Origin of the sequence: Delftia sp. WSY_10, from assembly GCF_043104705.1 — a bacterium.
In the GTDB taxonomy this organism is placed as follows: domain Bacteria; phylum Pseudomonadota; class Gammaproteobacteria; order Burkholderiales; family Burkholderiaceae_C; genus Comamonas; species Comamonas tsuruhatensis.
In genome coordinates this window covers 368,064-380,007 of sequence record NZ_JBICKY010000015.1, presented here as the reverse complement: position 1 = coordinate 380,007, position 11,944 = coordinate 368,064, and the positions used below count along the sequence as shown (strand labels likewise).

Annotated in this window: 10 protein-coding genes; 8 read left to right on the top strand and 2 right to left on the bottom strand. The window is 67.8% G+C overall.

The window, feature by feature from the left end:
* Window positions 1-29: 29 nt before the first annotated feature.
* Window positions 30-335, bottom strand: a complete 306-nt coding sequence (locus ACF8ML_RS08145; protein ID WP_016445179.1) for a c-type cytochrome — start codon at window positions 333-335, stop codon at window positions 30-32.
* 107 nt (window positions 336-442) lie between these two features.
* Between ACF8ML_RS08145 and ACF8ML_RS08140 the strand changes: the two genes are divergently transcribed.
* A complete protein-coding gene (locus tag ACF8ML_RS08140) occupies window positions 443-685 on the top strand; it encodes a TIGR04438 family Trp-rich protein (protein ID WP_043789629.1) in 243 nt (80 codons plus the stop codon).
* Window positions 686-874: 189 nt separating this feature from the next.
* The gene (ilvD, locus tag ACF8ML_RS08135; RefSeq protein ID WP_392406911.1) at window positions 875-2,734 is read left to right on the top strand and encodes a dihydroxy-acid dehydratase; all 1,860 of its coding nucleotides are present in this window, start codon (window positions 875-877) and stop codon (window positions 2,732-2,734) included.
* 338 nt (window positions 2,735-3,072) lie between these two features.
* Here ilvD and bfr read toward each other — a convergent pair whose 3' ends face one another.
* Window positions 3,073-3,549 (bottom strand): bacterioferritin, encoded by a 477-nt coding sequence (bfr, locus tag ACF8ML_RS08130; RefSeq protein WP_016445182.1) that lies wholly within the window; start codon window positions 3,547-3,549, stop codon window positions 3,073-3,075.
* A gap of 264 nt (window positions 3,550-3,813) precedes the next feature.
* Here bfr and ACF8ML_RS08125 point away from each other — a divergent pair, with 264 nt between their 5' ends.
* The 6 genes from ACF8ML_RS08125 (at window position 3,814) to lgt (ending at window position 11,737) form a co-directional block, all read left to right on the top strand.
* The gene (locus ACF8ML_RS08125; protein WP_016445183.1) at window positions 3,814-4,656 is read left to right on the top strand and encodes a p-hydroxycinnamoyl CoA hydratase/lyase; all 843 of its coding nucleotides are present in this window, start codon (window positions 3,814-3,816) and stop codon (window positions 4,654-4,656) included.
* Window positions 4,657-4,820: 164 nt separating this feature from the next.
* On the top strand, window positions 4,821-6,992 hold the full coding sequence (locus tag ACF8ML_RS08120; protein WP_392406909.1) for an acetate--CoA ligase family protein: 2,172 nt from the start codon (window positions 4,821-4,823) through the stop codon (window positions 6,990-6,992).
* A gap of 106 nt (window positions 6,993-7,098) precedes the next feature.
* Window positions 7,099-8,469, top strand: a complete 1,371-nt coding sequence (locus tag ACF8ML_RS08115; RefSeq protein WP_017405759.1) for an MFS transporter — start codon at window positions 7,099-7,101, stop codon at window positions 8,467-8,469.
* Window positions 8,466-10,256 carry an acyl-CoA dehydrogenase gene (locus ACF8ML_RS08110; protein ID WP_392406907.1) on the top strand — a complete coding sequence of 597 codons (1,791 nt, stop codon included), beginning with the start codon at window positions 8,466-8,468 and terminating at the stop codon, window positions 10,254-10,256. The genes ACF8ML_RS08115 and ACF8ML_RS08110 overlap by 4 nt, the downstream gene beginning before the upstream one ends.
* A gap of 109 nt (window positions 10,257-10,365) precedes the next feature.
* Window positions 10,366-10,830 carry a MarR family winged helix-turn-helix transcriptional regulator gene (locus tag ACF8ML_RS08105; RefSeq protein ID WP_016445187.1) on the top strand — a complete coding sequence of 155 codons (465 nt, stop codon included), beginning with the start codon at window positions 10,366-10,368 and terminating at the stop codon, window positions 10,828-10,830.
* 61 nt (window positions 10,831-10,891) lie between these two features.
* Window positions 10,892-11,737 carry a prolipoprotein diacylglyceryl transferase gene (gene lgt, locus ACF8ML_RS08100; RefSeq protein ID WP_223275185.1) on the top strand — a complete coding sequence of 282 codons (846 nt, stop codon included), beginning with the start codon at window positions 10,892-10,894 and terminating at the stop codon, window positions 11,735-11,737.
* Window positions 11,738-11,944: the final 207 nt, after the last annotated feature.

The following is an 11,944-nucleotide window of genomic DNA, read 5'->3' as shown; positions in this document are numbered from 1 at the left end:
AGGCGGGGGCCCCGAAAGAAAGGCGGAGCCTACTTCAGCGACATCACCCAGGCGGCCAGCTTCTTGGCATCGGCTTCGTTGACCTGGGGGTTGGCGGGCATGGGAACCGGGCCCCAGACGCCGCTGCCGCCCTTCATGATCTTGCCTGCCAGCTTGTCCACGGCGTCCTTCTGGCCGGCGTACTTGGCGGCCACATCCTTGTAGGAGGGGCCCACCAGCTTCTTGTCCACTGCGTGGCATGCCATGCAGTTCTTGGAGGTGGCAAGTGCCTGGTCGGCCATGGCGGGGGCCACGGCGGCGACGGTCAGGGCAAATGCGATCAATGTCTGCTTCATCATGAGTTCCTGGGGTGTTGTCGGGAATAATTATGCGAACCATTGTAGTAGGCGCGCATGCGTGATGCGTTACCTCGTGTGAAGCGCTTTGTGGCGAAGGAGAAGTGATGTATCTGTTGGGAATTGCGGTCCTGCTCACCCTGCTCAAGCTGGCCGAGATCGAACCTGTCGCCACCTGGTCGTGGTACGTCATCCTGGGCGCCTATGGCTTGACGGCGGCCTGGTGGGCCTGGGCGGACATGTCTGGCTACACCAAGCGGCGCGCGGCCGACAAGATCGAGCAGCGGCGCCTGAAGCGCATCGAAAAGAACAAGGAAGCCATGGGCACGGGCACGCGTTCGCGCCGCTGATCGGATCTGAATTGCGCAGCAGGCTTCGCCGCAGGCGATGCCTGGGGTCTGCAAAGGGGCGGTCCACGCCGGCCGGGGCATTCCTGCGCCCCAGCGGTGCGGCGGGTGCTGCGCCATAATCTTCGCCCAGACCCTGGCCTTCCCCACAGGACCAGGGACGGACCGAGACGACAGACAACTGGATTGCCCATGCCCGCATACCGTTCCAAGACTTCCACCGGCGGCCGCAACATGGCTGGTGCGCGCGCCCTGTGGCGTGCCACCGGCATGAAGGATGGCGACTTCGACAAGCCCATCATCGCCATCGCCAATTCCTTCACGCAGTTCGTGCCCGGCCACGTCCACCTCAAGGACCTGGGTCAGCTGGTGGCGCGCGAGATCGAGGCCGCAGGCGGCGTGGCCAAGGAATTCAACACCATCGCCGTGGACGACGGCATCGCCATGGGCCACGACGGCATGTTGTACTCGCTGCCCAGCCGCGACATCATCGCGGACTCGGTGGAGTACATGGTCAACGCCCACTGCGCCGACGCGCTGGTGTGCATCTCCAACTGCGACAAGATCACCCCCGGCATGCTGATGGCCGCCATGCGGCTGAACATTCCCGTGATCTTCGTCTCGGGCGGCCCCATGGAAGCGGGCAAGACCAAGCTGGCCAATCCCACCACGCACACGCTGGAGTTCAAGAAGCTGGACCTGGTCGATGCCATGGTGATCGCGGCCGACTCCAACTACACCGACGAGCAGGTCGCCCAGGTCGAGCGCTCGGCCTGCCCCACCTGCGGTTCCTGCTCGGGCATGTTCACCGCCAACTCCATGAACTGCCTGACCGAAGCCCTGGGCCTGTCCCTGCCCGGCAACGGCACGGTGCTGGCCACACATGCCGACCGCGAGGAATTGTTCAAGCGCGCCGGCCGCCGCATCGTCGAGCTGGCCCGCGAGTACTACGAGCAGGAAGACGCATCCGTGCTGCCGCGCTCGGTGGGCTTCAAGGCCTTCGAGAACGCGATGACGCTGGACATCGCCATGGGCGGCTCCACCAACACCATCCTGCACCTGCTGGCCATTGCCCGTGAAGCCGAGATCGACTTCACCATGGCCGACATCGACCGCCTCTCGCGCCAGGTGCCCCAGCTGTGCAAGGTCGCGCCCAACACGCAGAAGTACCACATCGAGGATGTGCACCGCGCCGGCGGCATCTTCGCCATCCTGGGCGAGCTGGCTCGCGCCGGAAAGCTGCACACCGACGTGCCCACCGTGCACGCCAAGACCCTGGGCGAAGGCCTTGCGCAGTGGGACATCACCACCACCCAGCACGAAGCCGTGCGGCACTTCTACCTGGCAGGACCGGCCGGCATCCCTACCCAGGTGGCCTTCAGCCAGAACACGCGCTGGCCCAGCCTGGACCTGGACCGTGCAGAAGGCTGCATCCGCTCCTACGAGCACGCCTTCTCCAAGGAGGGCGGCCTGGCCGTGCTGACGGGCAACATCGCCCTGGACGGCTGCGTGGTCAAGTCGGCCGGCGTGGACGAAAGCATCCATGTGTTCGAGGGCACGGCCCACGTGACCGAGTCGCAGGACGAGGCCGTGCAGAACATCCTGGACGACAAGGTCAAGGCCGGTGACATCGTCATCGTGCGCTACGAAGGCCCCAAGGGCGGCCCCGGCATGCAGGAAATGCTGTACCCGACCAGCTACATCAAGTCCAAGGGCCTGGGCAAGGCCTGCGCGCTGCTGACGGACGGGCGCTTCTCGGGCGGCACCTCGGGCCTGTCCATCGGCCACTGCTCTCCTGAAGCTGCCGCTGGCGGCGCCATCGGTCTGGTGAAGAACGGCGACCGCATCCGCATCGACATTCCCAACCGCAGCATCAACGTGCTGGTCTCCGACGAGGAACTGGCCCGCCGCCGCGCCGAGCAGGATGCCAAGGGCTGGAAGCCCGCCCAGCCGCGCCCGCGCAAGGTCTCGGCCGCGCTCAAGGCCTATGCCAAGCTGGTGATGTCGGCCGACAAGGGCGCCGTGCGCGACCTGTCGCTGCTGGACGACTGACACCGGGCTGCACCGCCGCCCGGCGGTGCGCACCCGATGGAAATGAAAAGGGATGGAAGGCCTTGCGGCTTTCCATCCCTTTTTCTTTTCTCTTCTCTCAGGCCCTCGAGGGCTCTTGTTTCATCGTGGGGCGACCGGCTTGCCGTTTCATCGTGGCTGCCGGTTCGGGTTTTCATCGTGGAGCAAACAGCCCACTCTCATTTATGGGAAGTGCCTGAAAAACTGGCGCGGCCAAAACAAGGGACAGCGAGCAAGGGCTGCCCCGCCGCGAGGCTGTCGTCCCCCTCCTGCGAAGCGAGAGAGGGGGAAGGCGCGAAGCGCCTCAGGGGGAGCTTCATTCAGGCCGGTTCGCCCATCTTGCTTTGCAGGTAGTTGGGCAGACCGATCTTCTCGATCAGGCCCAATTGCTTCTCCAGCCAGTAGGCGTGGTCTTCCTCGGTGTCGCGCAGCTGGGCCAGCAGCAGGTCGCGGCTGTTGTAGTCGCCGTGGCGCTCGCACAGGGCCATGGCCGAGCGCAGGCTGTCGCGCACGCGATATTCGGTGGCCAGGTCCTTGCGCAGCATCTCTTCTACGGTCTCGCCGGGCGTGAACTCATGCGGGCGCATGTCGGGGCGGCCGCCCAGGAACAGGATGCGGCGCAGGATGGCGTCGGCGTGCTGGGTTTCCTCTTCCATCTCATGGCCGATGCGCTCGAACAGGCGCAGCAAGCCCTGGTCCTCGTACTGGCGCGAGTGGATGAAGTACTGGTCGCGTGCGGAAAGTTCGCCGCGCAGCAGCTCTATGAGGCATTCGATGACTTCTGGCTGGCCTTGCATGTTCTTCTTCTCCTGACTGTGTTGAACACCGCAAGTATCGCGTGAACCCCCGGATCGGCCAAAACGCCTGCCGCAATTCCCCGCGGGCCGCGCATTGCATGCATGCGCGACGCAGAAGCATTCGCATCGCCACCGGTCTGGGTGGTGACCGGCCTAGGGTAAACGCTGTATTGCTATGTCGAATAATAGTTATTTATCATAACGATTATGGATCCGAAGCATCGGTGTCCAACCTCCCATTTCCCTTTTGCACAAGGAAGCGCAATGAGCACCGAACGTACCGAAGAACAGACCGTGTCCTGCACCGTCGAAGGCCGCGTGGCCTGGGTGAAATTCAACCGCCCCGAAAAGCGCAATGCCATGAGCCCCCAGCTCAACCGCCAGATGATGCGCGTGCTCGACGACCTGGAGTTCCGTGACGACGTGGGCGTGGTCGTTCTGGCCGGTGAGGGCACGGCCTGGACTGCCGGCATGGACCTGAAGGAATACTTCCGCGAGACCGAGGCCACGGGCCTGGCCGGCACCCGCAAGGCCCAGCGCGAGAGCTATGGCTGGTGGCGCCGCCTGCGCTGGTTCCAGAAGCCGACCATCGCCATGGTCAACGGCTGGTGCTTCGGCGGCGGCTACGGCCCGCTGTTCGCCTGCGACCTGGCCTTTGCCTCGGATGACGCCAAGTTCGGCCTGTCCGAAATCAACTGGGGCATCCTGCCCGGCGGCGGCGCCTCCAAGGTGGCGGTGGAGCTGCTGTCCTTTCGCCGCGCCATGTACCACGCCATGCTCGGCGAGAACATCGACGGCCGCACGGCGGCCGAGTGGGGCCTGGTCAACGAATCCCTGCCGGCCGACCGCCTGCAGGCCCGCGTCACCGAAGTGGCCGAGGCCCTGCTGCAGAAGAACCCCATCGCCCTGAAGGCCACCAAGGACGCCATCCGCCGCGTGCGCGACATGAGCTACGACAACGCCGAGGACTATCTGGTGCGTGCCCAGGAAGCCGCCAACAGCTTCGACAACGAAGGCCGCAAGGAAGGCATGCGCCAGTTCCTGGACGACAAGACCTACAAGCCAGGTCTCGGAACCTACGACTTGAGCAAGCAAGTCACCCCCTGAGGCGCTTCGCGCCTTCCCCCTCTCTAACTCGCTTCGCGAGGGAGGGGGACGACACCCTCAGTGCGGGGCGGCGCGGCCGGCTTAGGCCCTTCCTCGGTGTCCCTCGCTTGGGCAGCGTCCACCACGCGCGGTAGGCCTCCCAGCTTTAATCATTGGAGACAAGAATGACAACGACAGAGATGGCGGCCGCCGTGCGGCCCGACATCGGCAGGCTGCTGAGGCCGCGTTCCATCGCCATTGTCGGCGCCTCGGCCACGCCGGGTGCGCTGGGCGCATCGGTGCTGGGCAATCTGGAGCGCAACGGCTTCGCTGGCGACATCCACCTGATCAATCCCAAGCGCAGCGAGATCGCCGGCCGGGCCTGCCTGGCTTCGGTGGACCAGCTGTCCGAGGGCGTTGACGTGGCCGTGCTGGCCATCCCCCAGCCCTTTGTGCTGGACACGGTGCGCGCGCTGGCGGCGCGGCGCGTGGGCGCGGTGGTGATTTTCTCGGCCGGCTTTGCCGAGGCAGGCGAGCGCGGCATGGCCGAGCAGCGCGAGATCGCACGCATCGCCGCCGAGGCCGGCATGGTGGTGGAGGGCCCCAACTGCCTGGGCTGCATCAACTACCTGCAGCGCGTGCCGCTGACCTTTGTCGAGGTGAATATCGACGCGCAGCAGGTCGATGCCGCGCGGCCCGCCATTGGCGTGGTCTCGCAAAGCGGCGCCATGATGACCGTGCTGTGCACCACGCTGGCCAGCCGCGCGCTGCCGCTGTCGCACGCCATCTCCACGGGCAACGAGGCCGCCAGCCATGCCGAGGACTATGTGGACTTCCTGCTGGAGCAGCCTTCCACGCGCGTGGTCGCCATGATCGTCGAGCAGTTCCGCCAGCCCGGGCGCATTCTGGCCACCGTGGCCCGTGCGCGCAGCCTGGGCAAGTCGGTGGTGCTGCTGCATCCGGGCAAGAGCAGCGCGGCGCGCGCCTCGGCCGCCACGCACACCGGCGCCATGGCCGGCGACTATGCGCTGATGCGCACCAAGCTGGAACGCGCAGGCGCCGTGTTTGCCGAGACGCTGGAGGAGCTGGGCGACATCGCCGAGATCGCCATCCGCTGCCCGGTGCTGCCATCGGCTGGTGCAGCCGGTGCAGCAGCTGCAGCTGGAGTTGCCGTGCTGGGCGAGTCCGGTGCCTTCAAGGCGTTGACGCTGGACTGGGCCGAGGAGCTGGGCCTGGCGCTGCCCGCCATCGGCGACGACGACTCGCCCGCGCTGCGGGCTGCGCTGCCCGAGTTCGTGGGCGTGAGCAACCCGCTGGACCTCACGGCCCAGGGCCTGGTCGAGCCGGACCTGTATTTCCGCACGCTGGATGCGCTGTTTGGCGATGCGCGCTTTTCCACCATCATCGTCGGCCTTATCCAGGGCGACCCGGTGACCTGCGGCATCAAGATGCCGCCCGTGCTGCGCGCCGTGCGCGAGCTGCGGCCGGCCAAGCCCGTCATCGTGGCGGGCCTGGACGAGGGCGCGGCCGTGCCTGCCGAGTTCATCGCCGAGATGCGTGCGCTGGGCGTGCCGTATTTCCCCAGCACCGAGCGTGCCCTGCGCGCCGTGCAGCGCCTGACCGCCTTCAGCGAGCGCAGTTTCGAGTGCACCGATGCCCAGCCCGTCGCACTGGCTCTGCCCGCAGGCCGCACGGTGGTGCCCGAGTACGAATCCAAGGCCGTGCTGGCCCAGGCCGGCGTGCCGTTTGCGAAGGGCCGCCTGGCCACCTCGGCCGAGCAGGCCGTGGCGATTGCGGCGGAGATCGGCTGGCCCGTGGCGCTCAAGGCGCAGTCGGCCGACCTCAGCCACAAGAGCGATGCAGGCGGCGTGATCCTGAACATTGCCGATGCGCAGGCCATGGGCGAGGCCTGGAGCCGGCTGCATGCGAATGTGGCCGCCTATGACAGCGCCATTGCGCTGGACGGCGTGCTGGTCGAGGCCATGGGCCGGCGTGGCCTGGAGATGATCATCGGCGCGCGCAACGATCCGCAGTGGGGTCCCGTGATCCTGGCGGGCCTGGGCGGCGTGACGGCCGAGATCATGCGCGACGCGCGCCTGCTGGACGCCGACCTGTCCACCAGCGAGGTGCTGCGCGAGCTGGACCGCCTGCAGGGCGCGCCGCTGCTGCACGGCTACCGTGGCGCCCCGGCGCTGGACCGCCAGGCGCTGGCCGAACTCATCGTGCGCCTGGGCCAGGTGCTGCGCGGCACGCCGGCCATCCGCGAGATCGACCTCAACCCGGTCATCGTGCTGCCCGAAGGGCAGGGCGTGGTGGCGCTCGATGCGCTGATGCTGGTCGAGCACAGCGCCGGCTGATGCCTGCGCAAGGGCTGGCGCGGCGCGCCGGCCCTTTTCATGCGCAGCCCTGTCTCGCTTTCCCGCTTTCTTTTTTCCGCTTTCCCTTCCTCCACAGGAGGTCTCCATGAGCCTGCCTTACCCGCCGGGCCGCGTGTCCACGCCCGCGCCGGCCGAGTCGAACGGACTCGGCTATGCCTACTACGTCACCATCATCCTGCTGCTGGCCTACACCCTGTCCTTCGTGGACCGCCAGATCCTGGGCCTGCTGGTGCAGCCCATCAAGAAGGATCTGCAGCTGTCGGACTGGGTCTTCAGCATCGTCCACGGCTTTGCCTTCGCCATCTTCTACACCTTCGTCGGCATCTTCCTGGGGCGCCTGGCCGACCGCTGGAACCGCCGCAACCTCATCGTCATCGGCATGGCGATCTGGGTGGTGGCCACGGCGGCGGGCGGCTATGTCACGGGCTTCGTCTCGCTGTTCGTGGCGCGCATGTTCGTGGGCGTGGGCGAGGCGGCACTGTCGCCGGCGGCCTATTCCATGCTGGCCGACTACTTCCCGCCCGAGCGCCGCGCACGCGCCATGAGCATCTACACCTCGGGCGTGTACATCGGCTCGGCCACGGCCTTCATCGTGGGCGGCCTGGTCATCCAGGCCACCAGCCAGGCCGGCGAGGTGGTGTTCCCGCTGCTGGGCAGCTTCAAGCCCTGGCAGGCGGCCTTCATCTTCGTGGCCCTGCCCGGCATTCCGCTGGTGGCGCTGATGTACACCGTGCGCGAGCCGCTGCGCCGGGGCCTGCAGGCCCGGGCCGCGTCCGCCAAAGTGGCCGCGCCCGCGGGACCGGCGCCCGACCTGTCCCATGTGTTGCGCAACAAGCGCGCCTTCCTGCCGCTGCTGCTGGCGCCGGGCATCACGGCCATGATCACCTTCGGCGTCACGGCCTGGCTGCCGGCCACCTTCATCCGCCAGTGGGGCTGGACGCCCGGCGAGATCGGCCCGGCCTACGGCGTCATCATCCTGACCTTCGGCATTGGCGGCATGCTGCTCAGCGGCTTCCTGGCCGACTACCTCACGGCGCGCGGCAAGCAGGTGGGGTCGATCGTCATCTCGCTGGTGGCCACCGGCGTGCTCGTCATCACCGGCCTGGTGCTGGCCTTTGCGCCCACGCCCACGGTGGCCCTGGTGGCCGTGGCGGCCACCACCTTCTTTCTGGGCATGCCGGTGGCGCTGGCGCCGCCGATCCTGCAGGCGGTCACGCCCAACCAGCTGCGCGGCCAGGTGACTTCCATCTACCTGCTGCTGATCAACCTGATCGGGCTGGGCCTCGGTCCCTTCCTCGTGGCCTTTTTCACGGACTTCGTCTTCCATGACGAAAAGCTCGTGGGCCTGTCGCTGGGCCTGGTGTCCGCACTGGCCGCGCTGCTGTCCGTGCTGTGCCTGGCCAGCGCCATCGGTCCCTACCGCCGCCTGGTCGCGGCCACGGAGGGCCGGGCATGAGCGCGCAGGCATCACATTGCTCGCACTACCAGCCGCCGCTGCAGGACATCCGCTTCGTCCAGCAGCACTGGCTGGGCGCCGAGGGCGACTGGCGCCGCATGCCGGCCCACGAAGCCCTGGACCAGGAGACGGCCGACCTGGTGGTCGAGGCGGCCGGGCGCTTTTGCGCCGACGTGCTGGCCCCGCTCAACGGCCCGGCCGACCTGCAGGGCTGCCGACTGCAAGAGGGCAGGGTGCGCACGCCCGACGGCTTTCCCGAGGCCTATGCGGCCTTTGTGGAAGCCGGCTGGCCGGCCCTGGCCTGCGCCCCCGAGGCCGGCGGCCAGGGCCTGCCCCAGCTCCTGGACGCCGCGCTGCACGAAATGCTGGCCTCGGCCAACCATGGCTGGACCATGTATCCGGGCATCCTGCACGGCGCCTATGCCTGCCTGCACGCGCATGGCGACGAGCACCTGCGCGCCACCTACCTGCCCCACATCGTCAGCGGCCGCTGGCTGGCCACCATGTGCCTGACCGAGCCCCAGGCCGGCTCCGACCTGGGCCTGCTGCGCAGCCAGGCCAGGCCCCGGAGCGATGGCAGCTACAGCCTGGACGGCAGCAAGATCTTCATCTCGGGCGGCGACCAGGACATGAGCGAGAACATCGTCCACCTGGTGCTGGCGCGCCTGCCCGATGCGCCTGAGGGAACGCGCGGCCTGTCGCTGTTCCTGGCGCCGCGCGGCATTCCCCGGGACGACGGCAGCTTTCTGCCCAACGCCATCCACTGCGACGGCATCGAAAAGAAGATGGGCATCAAGGGCAGCGCCACCTGCGCCATGCGCTTCGAGGGCGCGCAGGCCTGGCTGGTGGGCCAGCCCCACCAGGGCCTGGCTGCCATGTTCGTGATGATGAACTCGGCCCGCCTGCACGTGGGCCTGCAGGGCCTGGGCCATGCCGAGATGGCCTGGCAGCTGGCGCGCGCCTATGCGGCCGAGCGACGCCAGATGCGCGCCCAGCCCCGGCCTGCCGATGCGCAGGGCCCCGCCGACCCCATCGCCCTGCAGCCGGCCGTGCAGCGCATGCTGGCCGACCTGCGCGTCTGGACCGAAGGCATGCGCGCCATTGCAGGCTGGGTGGCGCACCAGCTGGACCTGGCCGAACAGGCGCCGGATGCCGAGGAGCGCGCCCAGGCCCATGCGCTGGCCTCGCTGCTCACGCCCGTGGTCAAGTCCTTCTTCACCGAGCGGGGCTTTGCGCTGGCCAGCGAGGCGCTGCAGGTCTTCGGCGGCTACGGCTATGTGCACGAGTACCGTATCGAGCAGACGCTGCGCGATGCCCGCATCGCCATGATCTACGAAGGCACGAACCAGATCCAGGCGCTGGACCTGCTGCAGCGCAAGGTGGCCTCCAGCGGCGGTGCCGCGCTGGCGCCGCTGCTGAAGGTGCTGCGTGAAGAGGCCGATGCCTGCGACGCCGCGGGCATGGAGACCGGCTTTGCAGGCGCGCTGCGCAGCTGGGCCGAGCGCATGCAAGCGCTGACGGGCGAGCTGTGTACCGGCGCTGCCGGCGACAGGCAATTGCTGGCGCGTTGTGCCGAGGACTACTTGCGACTGGTCGGCACGCTGTGCATGGCCTTTGCCTGGGCACGCGCGGCGCGCGTCAGCCTGCCGCTGGCCGATCCGGCGCTGCGCCGCTCCAAGGCGGACAGCGCGGCCTGGTTCCTTGCGCATGGCCTGCTGGATGCGGAGCACTGGCTGCGCCGTACCGAGGCCGCTGCCCGTACGCCGCTGCCAGCCGCCGTGGCTTGAGCGGGCTGCCGGGGCTTTTATGATGGAACGCCGCACCGGCCCTGCAGAACCGCGGGCGCCGGTGCGGCCTTGCTTCGTTGCGCCTTCTTCCTCTTCCGGATCCGTGTCCATGGACAGCTCCTTCGAACCCGCCGTCGACCAGTCGCGCCTGCAGCGCTTTCTGGGCTACCGCCTCACGCGCGCGGAAATCCACATCCACAAGCTGTTTGCGCGGCGCGTGGCCGAACTGGACCTCAAGCCCAGCGAGTTCTCCATCCTGGTGCTCATCCACGCCAACCCGGGCATCTACCTGCGCCAGCTGGGCGAGGCGCTGGACATCTCGCCCTCCAACCTGGTGCCCGTGGTCGAGCGCCTGGTGCAGCGCGGCCTCATCGGGCGCCAGCCCGATCCGCGCGACCGCCGGCTGCAGCAGCTGCACCTGACGGACGACGGCAGCGCACTGCAGGCGCGGGCCGAAGGCGTGGTGGTGCAGCTGGAAGACGAACTGGAGCAATTGCTCACCGCCACTGAGCAGCGCCATCTGCTGTCTGCCCTGGACAAGCTCACGGCCATCCAGGAAGGCCCGCAAGGCTGAGCGGGCGGGACGCCATCTTTCCAACCCCTGGCCGGCGCCGGCCATGCGGCGCTGCGGCACAATGCCGACCATGCTGATGTACCCGCAGATCGATCCCGTGGCCCTGCAGATCGGGCCCCTCGCCGTGCACTGGTACGGCCTGACCTATCTGGCCGCCTTCGGCCTCTTCCTCTGGCTGGGAACGCGCAGGCTGCGCCACCCGCCCTTCGTGCGCATGCAGGGCGACCGCGCCTGGACGCGCAAGGACGTGGAAGACATTCTTTTCCTGGGCGTGCTCGGCGTGGTCGTCGGCGGGCGGCTCGGCTATTGCCTGTTCTACAAGCCCGGCTACTACCTCAGCCATCCGCTGGAAATCTTCTACGTCTGGCAGGGCGGCATGAGCTTTCATGGCGGGCTGATCGGCGTCATCGGCTCCATGGTCTGGTTCGCGCGCTCGCGCGCACGCTCGTGGCTGGAGGTGGCCGACTTCGTCGCGCCCTGCGTGCCCACGGGCCTGGCGGCGGGCCGTGTCGGCAACTTCATCAATGGCGAACTGTGGGGCCGCTTTGCCAGTCCCGAGCTGCCCTGGGCCATGGTCTTCCCGCAAAGCGGCTCCATGCTGCCGCGCCATCCTTCGCAGGTCTACCAGTTCCTGCTCGAGGGCCTGCTGCTGTTCGTGCTGCTGTGGCTGTATGCACGCAAGGAGCACAAGCCGGGCCAGGTGGCGGCGGTCTTCCTGACCGGCTATGGTGCCTTCCGCTTCATTGCCGAGTACTTCCGCGAGCCTGACGACTTCCTGGGCCTGCTGTCGCTGGGAATGAGCATGGGCCAGTGGCTGTGCGTGCCCATGGTGATCGGCGGCATTGCCATGTGGCTCTGGGCGGCGGGGCGTCCGGCCTATCCGGCCCATGCGGGCAAGCCGGCCTGAACCTGGCTGGACACAATGCGAAGCGGGCCCTGGGCCCGCTTTCTTTTTGGCGTGGCGCGCGCGTGCTGGGGATTGCCCGAAGACAAGAACGCGACATCGGCGTACACGCGCTGGCGTACAGACTCCCATAATGTGAGCAGCAAGGGATTGTCATTGGCCCGTTGGCGGCATGACAGTCCCGTGACCGCTTGATATGGAGGAGTGTCT

Bases quoted from the DNA above. Each gene is read 5' to 3' on its own strand.
- ACF8ML_RS08105 (WP_016445187.1), top strand. From the start codon at position 10,366: ATGGACAGCTCCTTCGAACCCGCCGTCGACCAGTCGCGCCTGCAGCGC.
- ACF8ML_RS08110 (WP_392406907.1), top strand. From the start codon at position 8,466: ATGAGCGCGCAGGCATCACATTGCTCGCACTACCAGCCGCCGCTGCAG.
- lgt (WP_223275185.1), top strand. From the start codon at position 10,892: ATGCCGACCATGCTGATGTACCCGCAGATCGATCCCGTGGCCCTGCAG.
- ACF8ML_RS08120 (WP_392406909.1), top strand. From the start codon at position 4,821: ATGACAACGACAGAGATGGCGGCCGCCGTGCGGCCCGACATCGGCAGG.
- ilvD (WP_392406911.1), top strand. From the start codon at position 875: ATGCCCGCATACCGTTCCAAGACTTCCACCGGCGGCCGCAACATGGCT.
- ACF8ML_RS08140 (WP_043789629.1), top strand. From the start codon at position 443: ATGTATCTGTTGGGAATTGCGGTCCTGCTCACCCTGCTCAAGCTGGCC.
- ACF8ML_RS08125 (WP_016445183.1), top strand. From the start codon at position 3,814: ATGAGCACCGAACGTACCGAAGAACAGACCGTGTCCTGCACCGTCGAA.
- ACF8ML_RS08145 (WP_016445179.1), bottom strand. From the start codon at position 335: ATGAAGCAGACATTGATCGCATTTGCCCTGACCGTCGCCGCCGTGGCC.
- bfr (WP_016445182.1), bottom strand. From the start codon at position 3,549: ATGCAAGGCCAGCCAGAAGTCATCGAATGCCTCATAGAGCTGCTGCGC.
- ACF8ML_RS08115 (WP_017405759.1), top strand. From the start codon at position 7,099: ATGAGCCTGCCTTACCCGCCGGGCCGCGTGTCCACGCCCGCGCCGGCC.